Here is a 19,885-nt window from a genome sequence, read left to right on the forward strand (position 1 = left end):
GCCGGCGCACCGGCCGTGCGCCCCCTGGGGTGGCGGCGGACCGTACGGGTGATCTCGGCGGTCCGGCCGTCGGACGCACCGGCCTCGACCGAGGACCCGGCGGCAGCAGCGGTCAATCCTTTCTGCAACCGGTCCACGCGCCGTGGTGACGGTCCGGCGGGCCGATCGGCCGGGTGGGGGCAGCGGTTCAAGCCGCGCCGGACCACCGCCCGATGCATGGAGTGGCCGCTCCCGCGGAGGTGTTCGACGCCGCGGGCGCGGCTCACCCATGCCGCTTCCACCCCACACCCCGCAAGGGAGTCCGTTTCATGCGCCTGCTCGCCCGCCTCGCCACCGCCGCCCTGCTCGCCGTCCTCCCGGTGGCGGTCGGCGCCGCACGTCACCGGCGTGGCCGCCCTCTACAAGGCGGCGCACCCCAACGCCCGCCCGGCCGAGGTGGCGAACTTCCTGAGGAACGAGGCCACCGAGGACGTCATCCAGAACCTCAGTGACAACGGCCCCGACAAGCTGCTCTTCACCGGCGGCCTGTGACCGGTCAGCACTGACCGGTCCGCGCTGACCGGGACCCGCTGACTGCCCCCCGGCGGCGCGGCCGGTTAGGCTCGCGGCCGGGGGGATCATGAACAACAGCACACGCCAGGGCGCGCGTCGGATGCCGCGCGCCCTGTTCGTCGCCGGCACGGCCGTCGCCGCCGTGACCGTCCTGTACCTGCTCCTGCTGGGGCATCTGGCCTTTGTCGACTGGTCCCGCGGCCGCGGTCTGCTGCTCCTCGTCACCCCGGCCCTGGGGGTCCTCGGGTACGTGCTGCTGGCGCGCGGGCGCGGCGGCTCCCGGGGCGCGGCGGTCCGCTGGCTGGCGGCGGCCGTTGCGTTGGCCGCGCTGTGGCCGGCCTGGCAGGGGTACGTGTGGATGCGCGGACCGCAGGCGTACGCATGGACCTGGTGGCAGTCGGAGAACCCGGAGTCGGCGCGCCCCGTCGGCGCCTGGGAGCTCCCCTCGGCGGGGTTCGTACGCGCCCGCACGGACCGACTGGTCCTCTTCAACGGCGAGGGCCGCCGGGCCGGCGGGCGCGCGGCCCCGGAGGGCACGGTCTTCTGTGCCCTGAGCCGGACCACCGCGCACGACGTCGGACTCGTCGCGGCCGCGCGGACCCCGGGCGGCTGCGGCACCCGGGTCTCGGCCGTGGACCTGCGGCAGCAGGAAGAGCTGTGGTCCAAGGACCTTCCGGCGGCCCCGCCCGCCGGCGGGGACGCACCGCCCGTGGCGGTCGTGGACACCACGGCCGTCGTCGTGGCGGACGGCGCCCTCCTCGGCCTGGACCTGCGCGGCGGCGGGGAACGCTGGCGGACACCGGTACCGGCGGGCTGCCGGGCCCGCGCGCTCGACGGTGCCGCCGACCGGGTCCTGTACGTCGAGGACTGCCCGGCCGCCGGCACGGCACGGCTGACGTCCCTGGACGCCCGGACCGGCACCCCGGCCTGGCAGACCCCGCTGCGGGCCGGCCCGGCGGCGGAGCTGCGGCTGCTGTCGGCGCACCCGATCGCGCTGCGCGCGGGGGACGCGGTACGGCTGTTCGACGACGCCGGGCGCGAGCGCGGTGCCGTGCCCGTGGTGGGCCCCGGGGAGGACCTCCTCGCGGAACCGGGCCCGCTGGTCAGCGGCGGACTGCTGGTGCTCCCGGTGAAGGGCCGGGTCCCGGGGGTTTCGGCGTACTCCCTGCTGGACGGCAGCCGCGTGTGGCACGCCGGGCTCGACGGGGCGACGGTCCTCGGCCTTGCGCAGGGCCGCGCCCCGGGCGGGGTCGACGTGGTGACGTCGACCGCCGCGCGGACCCACCTGTGGCACCTGGACGGCGCCACGGGCCGGACCGGGGCCCGGCCCACGATCCTGCGGGACGTCCCGCTGGGCCGCCGGTTCGAGATCTACCCGACGGGCGTCGAGGGCTACACCTTCGTGAACCTGGACCCGGGGGGCGAACTGCCGTCGTACGTGGCCCTGAAGCGGGTCACAGGCTGGTGATGAACGCCTTCCAGGCGGGGCCGTTGAAGGTGAGGTGAGGGCCGTCCGGCACCTTCGAGTCCCGGACGGGCACGAGGTCGTGCTGCCCGTCGGCGACCTCGACGCAGTTGCCGCCGTCCCCGGCGCTGTGGGTGGACTTCCGCCAGGTGGCCATCTCCAGGCAGTCGCCACCGCTTCCGCCGCTGTAGCTCGACTTGTGCCAGGTGGCCGCCGAAAGGTCGTACTCAGGCGTACTGATCATGTTCGTAATCCTCCGCCACCGACTCGATCAGGGCCAGTGACTTGCGTGGTGACAGCGCGCTGGCCGTGAGTAGATCGTAGGTCAGGGCATGGTGCGTGACCGTGGCTGGATCATCGAACAACTGGCCCATGCCGATGCCTTGAACGTAGGCGAGAGCGGGCGCTTCCTCGAAGGACATCAGCTTCAGAGAGCCCTCCATGGCGGCGTGCGGGCCAGCGCTGAACGGGAGCACCTGCACGATGATCCTGTGCGACCGGATCAGGCCCGCAACGTGCCGCAAGGCCTCGCCAAGCACCGCCTTGTTCTCTCCGACTCGTCGGAGAGAACTGTCTCGTCGAGGACGCACCACAACAGCGGGGTGGTTGGATCACGCAGCAGCGCGGCACGCGCAAGGCGGTTTTCGACGAGCTCGTCGATGACGGACTTCGCCCGACTCGGCCTGACTCATCCCGGCCCGCTCGCGCGCCACGCGCAGTTCGGCGCCGAGCAGGGCGCGGGGTGAGGAGGAGGGATCGAGGTTCTTGCCTGCCATGGCAACTCCCGGGCCAACAGGTGGGGTTGTTCTCGGTGCTGCCTTGAAAGGCTAGCCAGCCCGTCGCCACGCTGTGTGCAGAACGAGACCACTCAGCGTAGAAAGGCGCAGTACATGGTGCTCACGCCCACGGAACGGATCCAGGCGGCCGAGGAGGCCGTGCGGGAACTGAAGGAGGCCCTCGACGGGGTCGGTGTCGTCTTTCCCTCCCTGGGCGTGGAACGTGTCTCGGCGGCCGGTACGTACGGGCTCCCGCTGGTCGACCTGGGCCGCTGCAACCTGGACACCGCGCTCCGGCTGGCCGCCGTGCTCCACGAGCGGGCCCATCCGTGAGCGAGCGCGACCGGGATCGGGAGTGGTGCGAAGCCGCCCTGGAGGGCTTCTTCGAGGTGGCGGTGAGCTGGGAGTTCGAGTTGGCCTGGAAGCTGTGCTGGCTGGAGAAGGACTTCACCGACGCCGGGTGGAAGGGCGGGCCGCCGGAGCCTGCGCCGCGGGACGGGCGCGGGCTGCTCGGAGCGGCCGACCGGGGGCCGCACGCCGACCGGTCGGCTGACGACCCGGCCCGCCCGGCGGTGGGACGGCCTACAGATTGATCAGACTCGTATGCCTGGAGGCTCCCATGTCGCGCGCCATGGTGGACCTGGATGACGCACTCCTTGCTGAAGCGGCGGAGATCCTGGGCACGACGACGAAGCGAGCGACGATCAACGGGGGCGTTGGCCGAGTTCGTGGCCGCTGCCCGGCGGCGGCGCTTCGTGGAGCTGATGGATGAAGGCGTCTTCGACGACCTGCGCGACCCGGACGTGATGCGGGGTGCGTGGCCGTGACCAAGTACCTGGTCGACGAGGGCGCGTGGGCCCGGATGCATCTGCCGGCGGTCCGGGACCGGCTGATACCGCTTCTGGAGCGGGGCCTTCTCGTGACGCGCACCAGTGCAGCGCGCGCAACGCGAAGGATCACGCACGCGGCCGATCCGTACGCCGAGGCTTCGACTGGCTTCCGCTCACCGACGAGATCGGCGAACGTGCCATCGAGGTGCAGGGTCTTCTCGCCCAGAGTGGTGATCGCCTGCGTGCGTCGCTCGCCGACCTGTTGATCGCTGCGACAGCAGAGCGCCATGGGGTGGTGGTCCTCCGCCACGACGCCGACTACGACGGCATCGCCAAGGTGACGGGCCAGCCCGTGGAGTGGGTGGTGGAACAGGGGCCCGTCCCGTAGCCCGGGGCCGGGGCCGGGCGCGGCCCCGGGCGACGGGTGCTACGGGGCGGTGTCCGTGCTCAGGCGGGCGTGGAGGTGCTGGTCGTGCCAGCCGTCCGCGTGGAGGAGGGCGCCGCGCAGGGTGCCTTCCAGGAGGAAACCGGCCTTCGTCGCGACGGCGCAGGAGGCCGGGTTGGCCACGGAGTGGGTGATGCGCACGCGGTGCAGGCCGAGGTCCTCGAAGGCCCAGCGGGCCAGCCGGTCGGCGGCCCGCACCGTGGCGCCGGAGCCCCGCCCGGCGGGCAGCAGCCAGTAGAGGATCTCGCCGCTGCCGCCCGCCAGGTCGATGTCGGCCAGGCCGATCAGGCCGACGGCCCGGCCGCCTTCGGGGGCGATCGCCCAGGTCCCAGCCTTCTCCGCCTGCCAGCGCTCGTGCCACAGGGCGATCCGGGCCTCGGCCCCGGCCAGGTCCAGCCGGCTCGGGCGGTTCCAGTGCCGGATGTCCGGGTCGTCGTGGGCCGCGACGAGCGTGGGGGCGTCGTGCGGGGTCCAGGGGCGCAGCAGCATCCCGCCGGGCAGGGCGAGCTCCGGCTGGGCGAGGTCGCGCAGGCGCCCGGCGGGGACCACGGGAGGTATGGAGTCGATCATCGTCCGATCATCCCCGCTGCCTCCCGGAAACGCAGCCGTAGCAGAACGCGGCTGCGAAGAGGGGCGGGGCGGCCGGGGCGCGCTCCGCCCGCCGGTGGCCGGTGTGGTGACCGCGACGCGGCAGGTCTCGGCGGTCGCCGCACTACTGGGGCTTGGCCAGGGCGGGGGCCGTCGCCGGGGCGGAGGGGTCGGCGGGGGTGGCCGGGCCGGTCGGGGCCGGGGAGGCCGGGGTCGGGTCCGGGTCGGTGTTCAGGTCGGCCAGCATCCGGCCGGTGAAGCCGAAGAAGTAGGTGGCGGCGAAGCCCACGACGTAGCCGGTCAGCAGGCCGCCCGCGTAGATCGCGACCGTGACGACCGGGTTCGCGGAACCGTCCAGCAGCGGGAAGAGCGCCCAGCCGGAGGGGCCGATGGCGGTGGACCCGAAGGCGATGCCCAGCTGGCTGAAGAGGCCGACGAAGGCGCCGCCGGCCGCGCCGCCGACGCAGGCGGTGACGAAAGGTCGCCCGAGCGGCAGGGAGACACCGTAGATCAGCGGTTCGCCGACGCCCAGGAAGCCCGCGGGGAGGGCCGACCTGATGGTGGCGCGCAGCGAGCCGTTGCGGGGGAGCCGGCAGTGGACCGCGAGGGCCGCGCCGACCTGGCCCGCACCCGCCATGGCGAGGATCGGCAGTAGGACGGTGTGGCCGGACTGCTCGATGAGCGTGGTGTGGATCGGGATCAGGGCCTGGTGCAGGCCGAGCATCACGAGCGGGAGGAACAGCCCGCCCAGCACCAGCCCCGCGAACGCGCCGCCGGCCGAGAGCAGCCGGTCGGCGAAGGTGCCGATGGCGGCGGATGCCTCACCGGCGAGGAACATCAGGCCGAAGAGGGTGGCCAGGCCGGCGACGAGGACGGTGAGGGTGGGGGTGACCAGGACGTCCAGGGTCTCGGGAACCAGCCGCCGACAGCGCTTCTCGACGTACACGGCGAGCAGGGCGGCGGCGAGCGCGCCCAGGACGCCGCCCTGGCCGGGCCTGAGCTCCGTGCCGAAGGCGGTGATCTTCGCAACGCCGGGGAAGACGATGACGGCGGCGACCGCGCCGCCCAGGATCGGGGTGCCGCCGAACTCCTTGGCGGTGTTGTATCCGACGAACACCGCGATCAGCGACATGAAGCCGGACGCCAGGGCGGCGAGCGCGGGGACCACGCCGGGCAGCCAACCCAGGTTCATGAGGAGGCCGTTGAGTCCGGCGATGATTCCGCAGCCGATGAGGGCCGGGATCAGCGGCACGAAGATGTTCGCGATCCGGCGGAGCATCAGCTTGCCGGGGGTGGCGTTGCGCGCCTTCCTGGCCTCCTTCAGGGCCGCTCCCCGGGCGGCCAGCTCGCCCGCGGTGACCGGGTGGGGATCGGCCGGGGCCGGGGGCGCCGCCGAGGAGCCCTGCTCGACCAGGGCCTCGAACTCCGGGGTGACGCGGGCGACGGCTCCCGGGCCGAGGACGATCTGGTAGGTGTCGTCCTCGACCACCCCGAGGACCGCCGGGAGGGCCCGGAGGGCCTCGTCCCGGACGAGGGAGCGGTCGCGCAACGCGATGCGCAGGCGGGTCATGCAGTGCGCGATCGAGGTGACGTTGTCCGGGCCGCCGACGAGGGGCAGGATCGCGGCTGCCGTGGCGCGGTTCTTGTCGGCGGGCTCGGTGGGCTCGGTGGGCTCAGTGGGCATGTGGTGGTCGCCTTGCCGTAGGGGGTGGGGTCAGCGGGTCCGGGTACGGGCGAGCGCCGCGCGGAGGTGGCCGTGGGAGGCGGCGAGGAGTTCGGCGGCGGCGGGGCCGTCGACCTCGCCGAGGACGACGAGGACGGCGTTCTTGACCTCGCCGCCGGTGGCGGCGAGCGCGGCCTCGATCGTCTCGTCGGACGCGCCGGTGGCCAGGGCCACGATGCGGTGGGCGCGGGCGCGCAGCTTCTCGTTGGAGGAGCGCATGTCGACCATGAGGTTCCCGTAGGTCTTGCCCAGCCGGATCATGGTGATGGTCGAGATGAGGTTGAGGACGAGTTTCTGCGCGGTGCCCGCCTTGAGCCGGGTGGAGCCGGTGAGCAGCTCGGGGCCGACGACCACTTCGATGCCGTGGTCGGCTGCGGCGGCGAGCGCGGAGCCGGCGTTGCAGGAGAGGCCGACGGTGAGCGCGCCGCGGGCGCGGGCGGCCTCGACGGCGCCGATCGCGTACGGGGTGCGGCCGGAGGCGGAGATGCCGATGACGGTGTCGTCGGGGCCGATGCGCAGTCCGGCCAGGTCGTCGGCGGCCAGCTGCGGGGAGTCCTCGGCGCCCTCGACCGCCTTGACCATGGCGGAGGGGCCGCCCGCGATCAGGCCGACGACGTCGGCCGGGTCGGTGTTGAAGGTGGGCGGGCACTCGCTGGCGTCCAGGACGCCCATCCGGCCGGCCGTGCCGGCGCCGGCGTAGACGAGACGGCCGCCGCGGGCCATCCGCTCGGCGATCGCGTCGATGGCCGCGGCGATCCGCGGCAGCTGTGCGGCGACGGCGGCCGGGACGGTCGCGTCCTCGGCGTTCATGGTGCGGGCGATGTCGAGGGTGGACAGCCGGTCGATTTCGGCGAGTTCGGGACGGAAGGCCTCGGTGGTCAGTGTCTCCAGCTGGGCACGGACCTCGGAGTGTGCGGTCATGGCGGTGGCCTCCGGGCGGTTCGGCGGTTCGGTGGGGACGGCCCGTGCGGGGGCGCCGGGCGCGCGGGCGGCGGTTTCGGGCGCGGGCACCGGGGTGGGACACGGCGGCGGCGCGGACGCGGGCCCCGCGCGGGAGCCGGCTGCCCGCCGGGTGCGCGCCCGCACGGCCGGGGCTTCGCGGCCCGGGGCCTGGGGCCCGGCGGAGGTCCCTCTCGGCTCCCTCGTCACGCTCGAAAGCTATTTTCCGGCGGGGTGGCGGTCAATCCGCCATTGGGCCCACGGCAGGAGGCCCTTCTTCGCCGGCACCCGGCAGGTCCACAATGGCTGCATGGACCATACGACCCCCCTGGAACAGGCGCTGCACGTCGCCCGCGCACTCGTGCTCGCCGATCTCGCCGCAGGTGAGGTCGCCGATGCCGATGTCGTCTCCCTCGTCGAGGACTCGGTCACGCACCGCCGTTGGTGGGTGGAGCAGTGGCCGGAGGGGGCCGACTACCTTCCGGGGCTCGTCGCCCAGGACGTACAGGACTCGCTGCTGGAGAAGTACGGGCGCTGGCCGCTGTGCCCGGTCTGCACCCACGGCGATCCGCACGCCCTGGACGTGGAGCCGGAGCTGGGACCCGACCCGTACTGGGTGTGCTCGGAGGCGGGTGTGAGGGTGGCCGCGGTCGGCGGCCTCGGTCCCGTCCTCGGCCTCAGGTGAGCCGCCGGTGACCGTCTACATCGACCCGCCGACCTGGCCGGGCCACGGCCGCATGTGGTCCCACCTGGTCAGCGACGTCTCCTACGAGGAGTTGCACGCCTTCGCGGCGGGTATCGGCTGCCCGCCGCGGGCCTTCGAGCGGGACCACTACGACGTGCCCTCGCACCGCTACGCCGACGCGGTCGGGGCGGGAGCCGTCGAGATCGGCAGCAAGGAACTCGTCCGCCGCCTCACCGCGGCCGGTCTGCGCCGTCCGAAGGGCCGCCCGGCTGCCCGGCCCGCGCAGGCCGACCGGGCCGACCGGGCCGACCGGGGGAGCGCGGCGGCCGACGGCGGACGCGCGGCGCCGGGCCGGGGCGGGAGTGCCGGTGACGGCGCGGCGCCCGGTGGCGGTCGCCGGTGAGCCGAGCCCGTCGCCGTCGATCCGCAGGCCGGCCCCACCTCGGGAGATGTCGCCCCCGCGCACCGCTCCGGTGATCGCGTCGTCGAGCCGCCCGAGGGCCACCGCGTCGGGTCGGCCCGGGGAGGATCGCCCCACGCACGTCCGCGAGCGCCCGGCCGGGGCGCGAGCCGAGCTTCCCGTCCCGGAATCCGGGGTCCGGGGCGGGCGGTGACCGGAACCGGAGCCCGTGCGCCGGGACGCCGGTGGCGGGGACGGTCCCGGAATCCAAGGAACACGGGGAAAGGACCCCACCAAGCCCCACCGGACCCCGCTGTGCCCCACCGATCCCCGGTCCTCCCGCCCGTGGCGCACTCTCACTCGCTTGAGTGAAAAAGGCCAACTCGGCTGGCTTTGGGGCGGGTTGCCTGATCTACGCTCAGCGCGACAGAGCACATCACCGCTGACATGCGTCGGCCCCCGCCGGGAGTGCGAATCCCAGTGCGGGGGCCTGACCACCGAGGAAGACAGCCTTCCCGATGGATACCCAGAACATTAGCGCGCGCCCGCACGCGCAGTCCCGCAACGGCCGGGAAAACCACCCTTCCCGGGGCACCCGCGCGAACACCCGATCCGGCGGCGTCATCCACGACAACTCCCGCCACACCAGCCGCTTCACAGTGATCGGCAACCACCTCGCGCAGCATGCCGAGCTGTCGCTGCTGGCCATCGGCCTGGCCGTGCACATCCAGTCCCTGCCCGGCGGTGCGCCCATCGACATCAGGACCCTCGCGGCCCGGTTCCCCGAGGGCAAGACCCGGATCGCCGCGGCCCTGCGCGAACTGGAGGCCCACGGCTATCTGCGCCGCACCTGCGAACGCACCGGCAACGGCCGCGTCGTCACCCGCACGGTCTCCTGCAACCAGCCGGGCCGGTCCGCCGCCGCTGCCGCGGACGGGCCGAAGCCGGAGCCGAAGCCGCGGGCCCGGCGCCCCGCCCGCCAGGAGGGCGAGCCGCCGCGCCGCGCCCTCCCCGCCGTGCCGCAGCCCGCGTACCGGGCTCCCGCTCTCCTCCGGTCCGCCGTCGAGGTCCTGGCCGGACTGCGCCGCGGTGATCCCCGGCTGTTGCTCTCCACCACGGACGTCGAGCACCTCGCGCCCGGAGTGGCGGCCTGGCTGGAGCGCGACCTGCCGCCCAGCGCCGTGCACCACCCCCTGACGGCCGACCTGCCGTCAGAGCCCCTGTACCGCCCGGCCGCCCTCCTGGCCCACCGGCTCGCCGCCCAGCTCCCGCCCGTGCCGCCGTTCCGCGCCCCGGTCGCGCCCCTGGTCGTCAGACACCCCCTGCAGAACTGCGACGCCTGCGACCACGCCTTCCGCGCGGCCGAACCCGGCCGCTGCCGTGACTGCCGGACCGCACCGCCCGGGGCTCACCCCTCCGGGTGAACCGCCGCCGAATCGTCCCGTTCCGCACGCACCGCGCCCTAGGTTCGGCCCCGGAACCCGGAACCTGGCGCTGGCCACCCTGTCCGCGATCACCCACGCCACGCATCCCGACATCGGGGCCATACTCAAAGCGGTGACCAACGTCCTGCGGGACACCCCCGCAGCCCTCGCCAACCCGATCATCGAATTCATCGCGCAAGGCATGGGTAAGCACCCAGCCGCAGCACTCTGGAGGAAACTGGTGGCCGTGGACCTCTCCTTCTACACGTCGGCCCTTTCCGAGGAACTCCGCGCCGAGGGTGAGGCACGGCGTGCGGCCGAGGACGTGCTGGCCGTTCTCGGGGAACGGGGCCTGCAGGTTTCGGGGGCGGCCCGCGAGCGCATCGTCGGCTGCGGTGACGTCGCGACCCTGGGGCGCTGGCTGCGGCGTGCGGTGACCGCGCCCTCGGCCGATGCGATCTTCGGCGACGGGTAGCGGCCTGCGTCAGGTGTGGGCGGGGGCCTCGACGGGGGCGGCGGCGCTCCCGGCGACCACGCGGGTCGCTTGCGGCGGCGTACGGCGGTCCACGCGCAGGGCGAGGACGGTGAGGGCGATGGCGGTCACGGTCATGGCGGCGCCCGCCCAGGCGGTCGCGGAGAAGCCCAGGCCGGCGTCGATGACGGTGCCGCCGAGCCACGGGCCGCCGGTGTTGCCCAGGTTGAAGGCGGCCGTGGTGGTCGCCCCGGCCAGGGGCGGGGCGGCGCCGGCCACGTTGAACATGCGGGCGTTGAGCGCCGGGGCGGTGAAGAAGGCCGACACGCCGAGCAGGAAGGACAGCGCGATCGCGGCCACCGCGGCCGACGCCAGCAGGGTGAGCAGCGTCAGGAAGGCGGTGGACGCGGTGATGCCCCAGATCATCACGCCGAACAAGTGCGCATCGGCGACCCGGCCGCCGATGGTGGTGCCGACCAGCGCACCGGTCCCGAACAGGGCGAGGATCCATGGGACCCACTTCGAGTCCAGCCCGGCCACGTCCGTGAGCAGCGGCGACAGATAGCTGAAGGCGCAGAAGACGCCGCCCGCGGCCAGTGCGGTGATGCCGACGGCGAGCCACACCTGGCGGTCGCCGTAGATGCGCAGCTCGCGGCGGAGCCGGGGCTTCTCGGTGGGCGGCGGGATGCGGGGGACCAGCGCCAGGATGCCGGCGAGGGCGACGGCTGAGGCCGCGCCGACCGACCAGAACGCGGAGCGCCAGCCGAGGTGCTCGCCGAGGAAGGCGCCGGCCGGGACGCCGAGGACGTTGGCGATGGACAGGCCGCCGATCATTACGGCCATCGCGCGGGCCCGCTGGTCCCTGTCGACCATGGCGATGGCGACAGCCGCGCCGACGGCCCAGAAGCCGGCGCAGGCGAGGGCCGCGACCACGCGGGAGGCGAAGAGGAGCTGGTAGGACGGGGCCAGCGCGCCTGCGACCTGCCCGAGGCCGAAGAGGCTGATGAGGGCGATGAGGGTGGTGCGGCGGGGCAGGCGCAGGGTGGCCACGGCCAGCAGGGGCGCGCCGACGACCATGCCGATGGCGAAGGCGGATATGAGCAGACCCGCCTGCGGGATGCTCACGCCCATGTCGTCGGCAATCGGCGGCAGCAGACCGGAGAGCATGAATTCGCTGGTGCCGAGCGCGAAGACGGACAGTCTCAGGACGTAGACGGCGACGGGCATGCGGGGGCGGGCGGCATCTGCGGGCGTGACTGTCACCAACCCGTGCGAACGGGATCACATTCCCCCGGTGTGTCAGTCGTGTGAACCCCCGGCGGTCAGGGTGGCCAGCTCGGCGGCCAGGTTCGCGCGGGCCGGCGCCTCCCAGTGCGCCGCGCCGTGGGGCGTGCGGAAGAGCCGGGGCAGGTCCAGGAGCTGGCGCAGGACGTCGGCCCGGCCGGTGCGGAAGGCGTCGTCGGGGACGAAGCCGTACTCGTGGCGGACGGCGGCGGCGTAGGCGGCGTACGCCTGCGGGCTGCCGGCCAGGACGGCCAGGTCGGCGTCGCAGAGCACCTCGCCGTCGGTGTCGCCGGGGGCGGGATCGTGGGTGACGGTGAGCCGGACCAGGCGGGCCACCTCGGCGGTGCGCGCGGCGTCGATGCCGAGCTCGGGGAGGGCGCGCTCGGCGAGGGCGGCGCTGCGCTCTTCGTTCTCGGAGCGGTCCGGGCGGTAGACGGCGTCGTGGAACCAGGCGGCGAGCCGGACGGCCGCGAGGTCGGCGGCGTGCGGCGCCAGTATGTCGATGTGCGCGAGTACGGCGGCCAGGTGCGCAGTGGTGTGATAGCGGCGCTGCGGCTCCGCCCACGCGCTGAGCAGGCGGTCGGCGTAGGGGGTCGGATCGAGGTCGGCAGGGGCGCCGGCCTGGGCGACGGTGGCCCGCCAGCGGGCGCGGAGGGCCGTGGTGTCGGTGCTCGGAATGCCTGTGTCCATGCGCACATTGTGGGGGTGGCGTGATTGCGCTGGTGGAGCGCGGCCGGAGACCCGTACCCTGGATATTGGACTAGACCTATTTGAGCGTTCTTCCGAAGGATGGGATCGAATGAGCAACCGTGCGCTCCTGGAGGTGATCGCCCTCGACGTGGAGGACGCGGTCGCGGCCCAGGCAGGTGGGGCGGACCGCCTTGAGCTGGTCACCGACATGGCCGCCGACGGCCTCACCCCGGCGCGCGAGGCGTTCGCGGCGATCCGGGCAGCGGTGGACATCCCACTGCGCGTGATGATCCGGAAGGCCGACGGCTTCGCCGCGGGGGACGTCTCCGTCCTGGCGGCGACGGCGCGGCAGCTGCGGGCCGAGGGGGCGCGGGAGTTCGTGCTCGGCTTCCTGGACGCGGACGGTAGCCCCGACCTGGCCGCCGTCGAGGCGGTCGTCGCGGAGCTGGGCGGCTGCGCGTGGACCTTCCACCGGGCGATCGACCGCGCGGCGGACCGGGACCAGCTGCGCAAGGCGCTGGCCGACCTGCCGGGCCTGGACACCTACCTGACCGCGGGGGCCGCGGCCGGGGTCGGCGAGGGGCTGCCGGTGCTGCTCGCGGAGGCGGCGCGGGGCGGCGAGCCGGGGTACGGGCCGCGGATCCTGGTCGGCGGCGGGCTCACGCTCGCGCACCTGCCGGTGCTGCGGGCGGGCGGGATCGACGCCTTCCACATCGGCGGTGCCGCACGTCCCGACGGCTGGGGCGGCCCCGTCTCGGCGGCGGCCGTCGCCGAGTGGCGGGCCGTACTGGACGAATCCGGGCCCGCCGGCGCCTGAAACGCGGGGCGCAGGTGCGGGGCACAGGTCCGCGGCCCGGGCCGCGGCGAGGAGGCCTCGCCGTCCCTTGCGGCGCGCGGTCCGAGGCGGCGCCCCGTCCCGTGCGCCCCGTCCCGTGCGCCCCGGGCCGGCGGTCAGGCAAGGGCCGCCGGGAGGGGTGAGGCGTGGAGGGCCGTCAAGCCCGAGACGGCCCGGGTGAGGCAGACGTACAGGCGGCGCAGGCCGGTCCGCTCGTCCGGTTCGCCGTCGACGATCGCCGCGGGCTCGTCGAGGACCACGTAGTCGTACTCCAGGCCCTTCGCCAGTGACGCCGGGACCAGTGTCAGGCGGGACTGAGCGGTCGTCTCCTCGCCGGGGGACAGGTACGGCAGGTCTGCCGCGAGCAGGGCATCGGCCAGGGCGGGGATCCGGGCGTCCGCCGCGATCAGGCCGATGGAGCCCTCGTGGGTCAGCGACTCGCGACAGGCTTCCACCACCGCCGCCGTCAGGTCGTCCGCCGCGGTCACCCGGAGCGAGCCGGGGGTCTCGCGGACCGAGGAGACCGGGGCCAGGCCCGGGGAGATCGACGGCAGGAGGCGGGAGGCGTAAGCGATCACCTCGCGCGGCACGCGGAAGCCGGCGGTCAGTTCCTCCAGCACCGCCTGCGGCTTGCCCAGGTGGGTCAGGGCCTCGTCCCAGCTGCGGGTGGCCCACGGCGTGGTGCCCTGCGCGAGGTCGCCCAGGACCGTCGCCGAGCCGGTCGTGCAGCGCCGGCCCACCGCCCGGTACTGCATGGGGGAGAGGTCCTGCGCCTCGTCGAGGACGACGTGGCCCAGCGAATGGGTGCGTTCCACCAGGTCGGCCGCCTCGTCGATGAGGACCAGGTCGGCCGCCGACCACTTCGCCGACTTCACGCTCCGGAACGGCTTCGGCCACAGCAGGAGCTTCTGTTCGTCCGCGGTCAGGACGTCCTGCGCGTGCTCGGCGAGGAAGTCCGGGTCGCAGAGCAGCCGCAGGACCAGCTTCGCCGGTTCGACGGCCGGCCAGACCTCCTTGACGGCGGCCTTCACGGCCGCGCTGCGGGCGACCGCGTCCTGGACGCGGTCGTCCGGAGCCTCGCCCGCCTGCTCCATGCGCACCAGGACGGCGTGCGCGATGCGCTGCGGGAGGGCCTCGCGGGCGGCGCCGTAGCGGATGTCGCGGTTCTGCAGTTCCTCGACCATCTCCTCCAGCTCGTACGCCGGCACCCGCCAGCGGCGTGAGCCGCGGACCACTACGAGGGGCTCGGTCGGGCGGCCGACGTGCGAGCGCACCGCGCGGCGCAGCACCTCCGCCATGCGGGCGTCGCCCTTGACGACGGCGGTCTCGGCGGGATCGGTGCCGCGGACCTCCAGCCCCTCGCGGGCGACCAGGTCGTCGACGGTGGCCTGCTTGACCTCCAACTCGCCCAGAGCCGGGAGGACCTGCTCGATGTAGTGCAGGAAGGAACGGTTCGGCCCGATGACGAGGGTGCCGGTGCGGGCGAGGCGCTCGCGGTGCGCGTACAGCAGGTACGCCACCCGGTGCAGGCCGACGGCCGTCTTCCCGGTGCCGGGGCCTCCCTGCACGCAGACGGAGCCGGACAGGCCGGAGCGGACGATCTCGTCCTGTTCGGGCTGGATCGTGGCGACGATGTCCCGCATCGGGCCGACGCGCGGGCGCTCGATCTCCTGCTGGAGCAGCTTGCTGACGGCTGCCGCCTCGGCCGGGTCGGACAGGTGCTCGTCCTCGTACGCGGTCAGCTCGCCGCCGGTGTAGCCGAAGCGGCGACGCAGGCCGATGTCCTGCGGGTCCTTCTTGGAGGCCCGGTAGAACGGCTGGGAGACGGGCGCGCGCCAGTCGATGACCATCGGGTCGCCGTCGGCGTCGTGGACGTGGCGGCGGCCGATGTAGAACTGCTCGCCCTCCGCGCCCTCGGCGAGGTCGGCGCCGGGGGCGTGGAGGTAGTCGAGGCGGCCGAAGAAGAGCGGGGTGTGGGCGAGGTCGGCGAGGGCCTTGATGCGGTCGTCGATCTGGGCCTGGAGCACGATCGCGTTGACCCAGTTCGCGGTGACGTCGCGGATGTCGAGGGCCTCGACGTCCTCGCGCATGGCGCGCAGGGCGGAACGCGAGGCGGTGAGGTGGGCCCGTTCGCGGCCGAGCGGGTCGGCGGGCGGGGCCGCGTCGTCGGGGTTGGTCTCGGGGGCGTACGCGGACACGGGAGTGCCTCCAGCTGCTGGTACGGAACAGATGCCCCCGGTTTCCGGCCGGCAGGCGGCTCTCCCCGATGAGGCGGTGGGAGGCGGCAAGAGCGGAGATTCTAGCCAGCGCGGCGCGCCCGCGCGAACGCATTGACCGGGCCGGAAGCCCGCCGCGGCCGGAACCTCCGAACGGGTGTCGTACCCGGGAGTGTCAGACTTCCGGGAGACCCGCCCGGGCCTGGTGTACGCCGGGAGGAGGAGGCCGGGAGCCCTGGAATGGGGCCCCGGGGCCGATGTGGATCCGGTGGCGGCGGAGCACCATGGATTCATGAGCACCGCAACCTTCACCCCGATGCGGGGCAGCCGCCCGAGCGGCGCCACCGCCCTCTCCGACTCCACGCCCCGCCACCGTCTCGGCAGCATGCTGCACGCCGTGAAGGTGTTCGCGACGGCCGCTGTGAGCGTCGTCGTGCTGGGCGAGTACGCCGAGGACGCGGGCGTCATACGCCGCTGAGGCGGTCCTGCGTAACCCCGGCCCCTGCCTCCGCCCTCCGGCCCCGGTGTCAGGCGTCGATCGCCTGGTAGACCGTGGTCCAGAAGTCGTGGATGAGCTGCGCCGGTGCGGCGGTGGTCAGCCCGACCTGGGTGAGCAGGATGCCCGTGAGCCCGTTCTCCGGGTCGGCGTACACCGAGGTCCCGGTCCCGCCGTCCCAGCCGAACTGGCCGACGGGCGCGTAGTCGCCGCGGTAGGTGCGCACCGCCATTCCGAAGCCCCAGCCGCCCTGCTGCCCCTGGCCGAAGGACACGTGGACGGCGCCCCGGGCCAGGGCCGACCGGGCGGCCTCCTGTTCGGGGGTGAGCCGGTTGGTGGTCATCAGCTCGACGGCGGGCCGGGACAGGATCCGCTCGGCCGCGTGCGTGCCGTGGTGCAGCAGCATCCGGAAGTAGGCGTGGTAGTCGTCCACGGTGGAGACCAGCCCGCCACCGCCCGCCTGGAAGGCGGGAGGCGCGCTGTACTGACCGCCCTCCGCCTCGTCCCAGACGGTGAACTCCCCGGTCCGAGGGTCGGGGGCGTAGCTGGGCGGCAGCCGGTCGATCGTGTCGGCGGGCACGTGGAATCCGGTGTCCTTCATCCCGAGCGGGTCGAGGACGCGCTCGCGCAGGAACGCCTCGAACGGCTTGCCCGTGACGCGTGAGACGAGTACGCCGAGGACGTCGTGGCTGAGGTGGTACTGCCAGTGCTCGCCCGGCTGGCGCATCAGCGGCAGTGCGCCGAGGCGGCGCATCCACTCGTCCTGTTCGGGCAGCGGTACCGCGCCCTGGCTGAAGACGCCTCCTTCGAAGATCGCGTTCATGATCGGGGAGCCCAGTGCCGTCAGGTCGATGCCGAGGCCGAAGGTGGAGGTCAGCAGGTCCCGCACGGTGATCGGGCGCCGGGCGGGCTCGGTGTCGTCGACGGGGCCGTCGATGCGCCGCAGCACCCGGCGGCCGGCGAGTTCGGGCAGCCAGTGGTCCACCGGGTCGTCGAGCCGCAGCGCGCAGTCGTCGAGGAGCGCCATCGAGGCCGCCATGGTGACCGGCTTCGAGGTCGACGCCATACGGAAGATCGTGTCCCGGCTCATCGGCGCGCCGCCCTCGTGGCGCATCGTCCCGATCGCCTCGACGTGCGTCTCCTCACCGCGTCCGATCAGGGCGACCACTCCGGGGATCCTGCCGGAGTCGACGTGTCGTGCCAGCACGTCGCGCACCTTGCGCAGCCCCGCTCCGTGGAAGCCGTCCCTGCTCTTGCCCATGATGAATCTCCCCGTCGCCTCGCGTTCGGAACATGCTGAACGCTTTTGAAGCTACATTGCGTTCACTGATCGGGCAACAAGCTTGAGAGGGTCATGAGGGCTTCTCTATAAGGGATATTTGGCAGTCGTTGCAATCAATCTGACGCTGAATGCACTGCGGAATCCCCTTATGCGTTGCAATGAGCTGAGGGTGAACGCGTAGATCCACTAGGGTCACGCGCGTGACCTTGAGCCCCGCTCCCAGCCGCTCGCCGTCGTCCCTCGCCGGTGTGCTGGCGACGGGCTCGCTGCTCGTACTGGGCGTGCTCTGCATCGCCCTGCGCGTCCCGATGGCCGACGACCTGGCCCGGGGCCTCTCCGCCGCCGAATGGCGCCCACCCGCCGGGTACCCGCCGTTCGCGGCGATCCTGTTCACCCCGGCGGCCTGGCTGCCGACCGGGTTACTGAAAGCCGTGCTCCTCCTCGGCAACGCCGCCCTGCTCGCCCTGCTGATCGCCCTGTCCTGCCGGCTCGCGGGACTGCCGGCCAGGACCGCGCCCGTCCTGGCCGCCACCATCGCCGGTCTGTGGCTGGAGCCGCTGTTCCAGGCCCCGCTCCCCGGTCAGGTCAACCTCGCCCTCGCCTGCCTGGTCCTGTGGGACCTGGCCCGCCCCGGTGCCGCGCTCGGCAAGGGCTTCGCACTGGGAACCGCCGCCGGGATCACCCTGACCCCGGCGGTCCTCGTCCCGTACCTGCTGGCCACCCGCCGGGTGCGGGCCGGACTGACGGCACTGGCCGCCCTGGCCGGCACCGCCCTGCTCGGACGGCTGGTCCTGCCCGAGGAATCCGCCGCGTTCTGGTCCCGGCACCTGGCCGCCACCGGCCGCGCCCTCGTGCTGGACGGGCCGGGCCTGTGGGTCTGGTGCGTCCCGCTGCTCACCGTGCTCGTCGCGCGGGTCCGCACCGCCCGCAACCGGACGGTCAGTCGTTCGCCAGCAGCTCGTCGGCGTCCATGATCCGGTAGGCGTACCCCTGCTCGGCGAGGAACCGCTGCCGGTGCGCGGCGAAGTCCTGGTCGATCGTGTCGCGCGCGACGACCGAGTAGAAACGCGCCTCGTGGCCGTCCGCCTTCGGGCGCAGGACACGGCCCAGGCGCTGCGCCTCCTCCTGGCGCGAACCGAAGGTGCCCGACACCTGGATGGCGACCGTGGCCTCCGGCAGGTCGATGGAGAAGTTCGCGACCTTCGAGACGACCAGCACGCTGATCTCGCCCTCGCGGAAGGCGTCGAAGAGCTTCTCGCGCTGCGCGTTGGAGGTCTCGCCCTTGATGACGGGCGCGCCCAGGTGCTCACCAAGCTCGTCGAGCTGGTCGATGTACTGCCCGATGACGAGGGTCTGCTCGCCCCGGTGCTTGCGCACCAGCGCCTCGGTGACCTTCCGCTTCGTCGCCGTCGTCGCGCAGAAGCGGTACTTCTCCTCCGTCTCGGCGGTCGCGTACGCCAGGCGCTCGGACTCGGTCAGGTTGACCCGGACCTCCACGCAGTCGGCGGGCGCGATGTAGCCCTGCGCCTCGATCTCCTTCCACGGGGCGTCGAACCGCTTCGGCCCGATCAGTGAGAAGACGTCCGACTCCCGCCCGTCCTCGCGCACCAGCGTCGCCGTCAGGCCCAGCCGGCGCCGCGCCTGCAGGTCGGCGGTGAACTTGAAAACCGGCGCGGGCAGCAGGTGCACCTCGTCGTAGACGATCAGGCCCCAGTCCCGGGAGTCGAAGAGCTCCAGGTGCGGGTAGACGCCCTTCCGCTTCGTCGTCAGGACCTGGTACGTGGCGATCGTGACCGGCCGGATCTCCTTGCGGGTGCCGGAGTACTCGCCGATCTCGTCCTCCGTCAGCGACGTCCGCCTGACCAGCTCGTGCTTCCACTGGCGAGCCGACACGGTGTTCGTGACCAGGATCAGCGTGGTCGCCCTGGCCTTCGCCATCGCGCCCGCGCCGACGAGCGTCTTGCCGGCGCCGCAGGGCAGCACGACCACGCCGGAGCCGCCGTGCCAGAAGCCCTCGACGGCCTGCTGCTGGTACGGGCGCAGTGCCCAGCCGTCCTCCGCCAGGTCGATCGGGTGCGCCTCGCCGTCGACGTAGCCGGCGAGGTCCTCGGCGGGCCAGCCCAGCTTGAGCAGCGTCTGCTTGATCTGTCCGCGCTCGGAGGGGTGCACGGCCACGGTGTCCGGGTCGAGCCGCGCCCCGACCAGCGGGGTGATCTTCTTCGACCGCAGGATCTCCTCCAGCACCGGCCGGTCGGTGCTGGTCAGCACCAGGCCGTGCACGGGGTGCTTGGAGAGGGTGAGGCGGCCGTACCGGGCCATGGTCTCGGCGACGTCGACGAGCAGCGCATGCGGCACCGGGTAGCGGGAGTACTCCACGAGCGCGTCGACGACCTGCTCGGCGTCGTGCCCGGCGGCCCGGGCGTTCCACAGCCCGAGCGGGGTGATCCGGTAGGTGTGGATGTGCTCGGGTGCCCGCTCCAGCTCGGCGAACGGAGCGATGGCGCGGCGCGCGGCTCCGGCGAGCTCGTGGTCGACCTCCAGCAGGAGGGTCTTGTCGCTCTGGACGATAAGTGGACCATTCACGCGCGGCGCCCCGTTTCACTCAGGTCAAACCTCCAGTGTGCCGTACGGCGCCGGAGCTGGGAACACGTCGCCCCGGCGGGTCAGCCGCCCAGTCCCGCGCGCAGCAGGCCGGGGACGGGGCCGAACGGGTCGAGGACGCCGCCCCGCGACGTTGCGGCCCGATGATCGCGAAAGTGCTGTCATAGGGTGGCCGTCGCTCA

The 19,885-nt window shown here is 73.6% G+C and carries 20 protein-coding genes and 3 pseudogenes; 13 read left to right on the forward strand and 10 right to left on the reverse strand.

Annotated elements, in window-relative coordinates; all coding sequences use genetic code 11:
* The first annotated feature begins 216 nt into the window (after positions 1 to 216).
* The gene (locus tag ACFW2G_RS24080; protein WP_384681045.1) at positions 217 to 531 is read left to right on the forward strand and encodes a S8 family serine peptidase; all 315 of its coding nucleotides are present in this window, start codon (positions 217 to 219) and stop codon (positions 529 to 531) included.
* 88 nt (positions 532 to 619) lie between these two features.
* On the forward strand, positions 620 to 2,020 hold the full coding sequence (locus ACFW2G_RS24085) for a PQQ-binding-like beta-propeller repeat protein (RefSeq protein WP_384583531.1): 1,401 nt from the start codon (positions 620 to 622) through the stop codon (positions 2,018 to 2,020).
* On the opposite strand, the gene ACFW2G_RS24090 is transcribed toward ACFW2G_RS24085, so the two are convergent.
* Together ACFW2G_RS24090 and ACFW2G_RS24095 are read right to left on the reverse strand one after the other, a co-directional pair.
* Positions 2,007 to 2,261 (reverse strand): DUF397 domain-containing protein, encoded by a 255-nt coding sequence (locus tag ACFW2G_RS24090; RefSeq protein WP_384447815.1) that lies wholly within the window; start codon positions 2,259 to 2,261, stop codon positions 2,007 to 2,009. The genes ACFW2G_RS24085 and ACFW2G_RS24090 overlap by 14 nt on opposite strands.
* A pseudogene (locus ACFW2G_RS24095) lies at positions 2,245 to 2,684 on the reverse strand (DUF5753 domain-containing protein); the annotation flags it as partial. The gene ACFW2G_RS24090 and the pseudogene ACFW2G_RS24095, both read right to left, overlap by 17 nt.
* A gap of 223 nt (positions 2,685 to 2,907) precedes the next feature.
* Between ACFW2G_RS24095 and ACFW2G_RS24100 the strand changes: the two are divergent.
* The 4 genes and pseudogenes from ACFW2G_RS24100 to ACFW2G_RS24115 all read left to right on the forward strand — a co-directional run bounded on the left by ACFW2G_RS24100 (position 2,908) and on the right by ACFW2G_RS24115 (position 4,011).
* A complete protein-coding gene (locus ACFW2G_RS24100) occupies positions 2,908 to 3,126 on the forward strand; it encodes a hypothetical protein (RefSeq protein ID WP_030854634.1) in 219 nt (72 codons plus the stop codon).
* The gene (locus ACFW2G_RS24105) at positions 3,123 to 3,386 is read left to right on the forward strand and encodes a hypothetical protein (RefSeq protein ID WP_384447812.1); all 264 of its coding nucleotides are present in this window, start codon (positions 3,123 to 3,125) and stop codon (positions 3,384 to 3,386) included. The genes ACFW2G_RS24100 and ACFW2G_RS24105 overlap by 4 nt, the downstream gene beginning before the upstream one ends.
* A gap of 38 nt (positions 3,387 to 3,424) precedes the next feature.
* A pseudogene (locus ACFW2G_RS24110) lies at positions 3,425 to 3,469 on the forward strand (hypothetical protein); the annotation flags it as partial.
* Positions 3,470 to 3,645: 176 nt separating this feature from the next.
* Positions 3,646 to 4,011, forward strand: coding sequence for a PIN domain-containing protein (locus ACFW2G_RS24115; protein ID WP_384583534.1), 366 nt, complete (start codon positions 3,646 to 3,648; stop codon positions 4,009 to 4,011).
* 39 nt (positions 4,012 to 4,050) lie between these two features.
* Here the strand turns inward: ACFW2G_RS24115 and ACFW2G_RS24120 are convergent, their stop codons facing one another.
* The 3 genes from ACFW2G_RS24120 to murQ form a co-directional block, all read right to left on the reverse strand.
* Positions 4,051 to 4,638 (reverse strand): GNAT family N-acetyltransferase, encoded by a 588-nt coding sequence (locus tag ACFW2G_RS24120; RefSeq protein WP_384583537.1) that lies wholly within the window; start codon positions 4,636 to 4,638, stop codon positions 4,051 to 4,053.
* A gap of 142 nt (positions 4,639 to 4,780) precedes the next feature.
* On the reverse strand, positions 4,781 to 6,340 hold the full coding sequence (locus ACFW2G_RS24125) for a PTS transporter subunit EIIC (protein WP_384583540.1): 1,560 nt from the start codon (positions 6,338 to 6,340) through the stop codon (positions 4,781 to 4,783).
* 30 nt (positions 6,341 to 6,370) lie between these two features.
* Positions 6,371 to 7,300, reverse strand: a complete 930-nt coding sequence (murQ, locus tag ACFW2G_RS24130; RefSeq protein WP_384583543.1) for an N-acetylmuramic acid 6-phosphate etherase — start codon at positions 7,298 to 7,300, stop codon at positions 6,371 to 6,373.
* 328 nt (positions 7,301 to 7,628) lie between these two features.
* On the opposite strand from murQ, the gene ACFW2G_RS24135 reads away from it, so the two are divergent.
* The 4 genes and pseudogenes from ACFW2G_RS24135 (at position 7,629) to ACFW2G_RS24150 (ending at position 10,302) form a co-directional block, all read left to right on the forward strand.
* Positions 7,629 to 8,003, forward strand: coding sequence for a hypothetical protein (locus tag ACFW2G_RS24135; protein WP_384583546.1), 375 nt, complete (start codon positions 7,629 to 7,631; stop codon positions 8,001 to 8,003).
* Positions 8,004 to 8,010: 7 nt separating this feature from the next.
* Positions 8,011 to 8,274 (forward strand): annotated as a pseudogene (locus tag ACFW2G_RS24140) (DUF4031 domain-containing protein); the annotation flags it as partial.
* A gap of 647 nt (positions 8,275 to 8,921) precedes the next feature.
* The gene (locus ACFW2G_RS24145; RefSeq protein WP_384583549.1) at positions 8,922 to 9,827 is read left to right on the forward strand and encodes a helix-turn-helix domain-containing protein; all 906 of its coding nucleotides are present in this window, start codon (positions 8,922 to 8,924) and stop codon (positions 9,825 to 9,827) included.
* Between the two features lie 133 nt (positions 9,828 to 9,960).
* Positions 9,961 to 10,302 (forward strand): hypothetical protein, encoded by a 342-nt coding sequence (locus ACFW2G_RS24150; RefSeq protein ID WP_384583552.1) that lies wholly within the window; start codon positions 9,961 to 9,963, stop codon positions 10,300 to 10,302.
* A 9-nt stretch (positions 10,303 to 10,311) separates the two neighbouring features.
* Here the strand turns inward: ACFW2G_RS24150 and ACFW2G_RS24155 are convergent, their stop codons facing one another.
* Together ACFW2G_RS24155 and ACFW2G_RS24160 are read right to left on the reverse strand one after the other, a co-directional pair.
* On the reverse strand, positions 10,312 to 11,526 hold the full coding sequence (locus ACFW2G_RS24155; protein WP_384583591.1) for a Cmx/CmrA family chloramphenicol efflux MFS transporter: 1,215 nt from the start codon (positions 11,524 to 11,526) through the stop codon (positions 10,312 to 10,314).
* A gap of 72 nt (positions 11,527 to 11,598) precedes the next feature.
* A complete protein-coding gene (locus tag ACFW2G_RS24160; RefSeq protein WP_384583554.1) occupies positions 11,599 to 12,273 on the reverse strand; it encodes a hypothetical protein in 675 nt (224 codons plus the stop codon).
* A gap of 109 nt (positions 12,274 to 12,382) precedes the next feature.
* On the opposite strand from ACFW2G_RS24160, the gene ACFW2G_RS24165 reads away from it, so the two are divergent.
* A complete protein-coding gene (locus tag ACFW2G_RS24165; protein WP_037924766.1) occupies positions 12,383 to 13,090 on the forward strand; it encodes a copper homeostasis protein CutC in 708 nt (235 codons plus the stop codon).
* Between the two features lie 134 nt (positions 13,091 to 13,224).
* Here the strand turns inward: ACFW2G_RS24165 and ACFW2G_RS24170 are convergent, their stop codons facing one another.
* A complete protein-coding gene (locus tag ACFW2G_RS24170; RefSeq protein WP_384583594.1) occupies positions 13,225 to 15,198 on the reverse strand; it encodes a HelD family protein in 1,974 nt (657 codons plus the stop codon).
* A 418-nt stretch (positions 15,199 to 15,616) separates the two neighbouring features.
* Between ACFW2G_RS24170 and ACFW2G_RS24175 the strand changes: the two genes are divergently transcribed.
* A complete protein-coding gene (locus ACFW2G_RS24175; protein ID WP_037925395.1) occupies positions 15,617 to 15,802 on the forward strand; it encodes a hypothetical protein in 186 nt (61 codons plus the stop codon).
* A gap of 49 nt (positions 15,803 to 15,851) precedes the next feature.
* On the opposite strand, the gene ACFW2G_RS24180 is transcribed toward ACFW2G_RS24175, so the two are convergent.
* Entirely contained in the window at positions 15,852 to 17,081 is a 1,230-nt protein-coding gene (locus tag ACFW2G_RS24180) for a serine hydrolase domain-containing protein (protein WP_384447784.1), read from the reverse strand.
* Between the two features lie 221 nt (positions 17,082 to 17,302).
* On the opposite strand from ACFW2G_RS24180, the gene ACFW2G_RS24185 reads away from it, so the two are divergent.
* Positions 17,303 to 18,076, forward strand: coding sequence for a glycosyltransferase 87 family protein (locus ACFW2G_RS24185; RefSeq protein ID WP_384447781.1), 774 nt, complete (start codon positions 17,303 to 17,305; stop codon positions 18,074 to 18,076).
* Here ACFW2G_RS24185 and ACFW2G_RS24190 read toward each other — a convergent pair.
* Positions 18,042 to 19,685, reverse strand: a complete 1,644-nt coding sequence (locus tag ACFW2G_RS24190) for a DNA repair helicase XPB (protein ID WP_037924773.1) — start codon at positions 19,683 to 19,685, stop codon at positions 18,042 to 18,044. The genes ACFW2G_RS24185 and ACFW2G_RS24190 overlap by 35 nt on opposite strands.
* Positions 19,686 to 19,885: the final 200 nt, after the last annotated feature.

It is taken from the genome of Streptomyces sp. NPDC058880 (assembly GCF_042742535.1).
GTDB lineage: Bacteria > Actinomycetota > Actinomycetes > Streptomycetales > Streptomycetaceae > Streptomyces.

Excerpts from the sequence above, each read along its gene's own strand:
- ACFW2G_RS24160 (WP_384583554.1), bottom strand. The coding sequence starts at position 12,273 with ATGGACACAGGCATTCCGAGCACCGACACCACGGCCCTCCGCGCCCGC.
- ACFW2G_RS24125 (WP_384583540.1), bottom strand. The coding sequence starts at position 6,340 with ATGCCCACTGAGCCCACCGAGCCCACCGAGCCCGCCGACAAGAACCGC.
- ACFW2G_RS24100 (WP_030854634.1), top strand. The coding sequence starts at position 2,908 with ATGGTGCTCACGCCCACGGAACGGATCCAGGCGGCCGAGGAGGCCGTG.
- ACFW2G_RS24180 (WP_384447784.1), bottom strand. The coding sequence starts at position 17,081 with ATGGGCAAGAGCAGGGACGGCTTCCACGGAGCGGGGCTGCGCAAGGTG.
- ACFW2G_RS24155 (WP_384583591.1), bottom strand. The coding sequence starts at position 11,526 with ATGCCCGTCGCCGTCTACGTCCTGAGACTGTCCGTCTTCGCGCTCGGC.
- ACFW2G_RS24135 (WP_384583546.1), top strand. The coding sequence starts at position 7,629 with ATGGACCATACGACCCCCCTGGAACAGGCGCTGCACGTCGCCCGCGCA.
- ACFW2G_RS24090 (WP_384447815.1), bottom strand. The coding sequence starts at position 2,261 with ATGATCAGTACGCCTGAGTACGACCTTTCGGCGGCCACCTGGCACAAG.
- ACFW2G_RS24085 (WP_384583531.1), top strand. The coding sequence starts at position 620 with ATGAACAACAGCACACGCCAGGGCGCGCGTCGGATGCCGCGCGCCCTG.
- ACFW2G_RS24165 (WP_037924766.1), top strand. The coding sequence starts at position 12,383 with ATGAGCAACCGTGCGCTCCTGGAGGTGATCGCCCTCGACGTGGAGGAC.
- murQ (WP_384583543.1), bottom strand. The coding sequence starts at position 7,300 with ATGACCGCACACTCCGAGGTCCGTGCCCAGCTGGAGACACTGACCACC.
- ACFW2G_RS24145 (WP_384583549.1), top strand. The coding sequence starts at position 8,922 with ATGGATACCCAGAACATTAGCGCGCGCCCGCACGCGCAGTCCCGCAAC.
- ACFW2G_RS24170 (WP_384583594.1), bottom strand. The coding sequence starts at position 15,198 with ATGCGCGAGGACGTCGAGGCCCTCGACATCCGCGACGTCACCGCGAAC.
- ACFW2G_RS24080 (WP_384681045.1), top strand. The coding sequence starts at position 217 with ATGGAGTGGCCGCTCCCGCGGAGGTGTTCGACGCCGCGGGCGCGGCTC.
- ACFW2G_RS24175 (WP_037925395.1), top strand. The coding sequence starts at position 15,617 with ATGAGCACCGCAACCTTCACCCCGATGCGGGGCAGCCGCCCGAGCGGC.
- ACFW2G_RS24120 (WP_384583537.1), bottom strand. The coding sequence starts at position 4,638 with ATGATCGACTCCATACCTCCCGTGGTCCCCGCCGGGCGCCTGCGCGAC.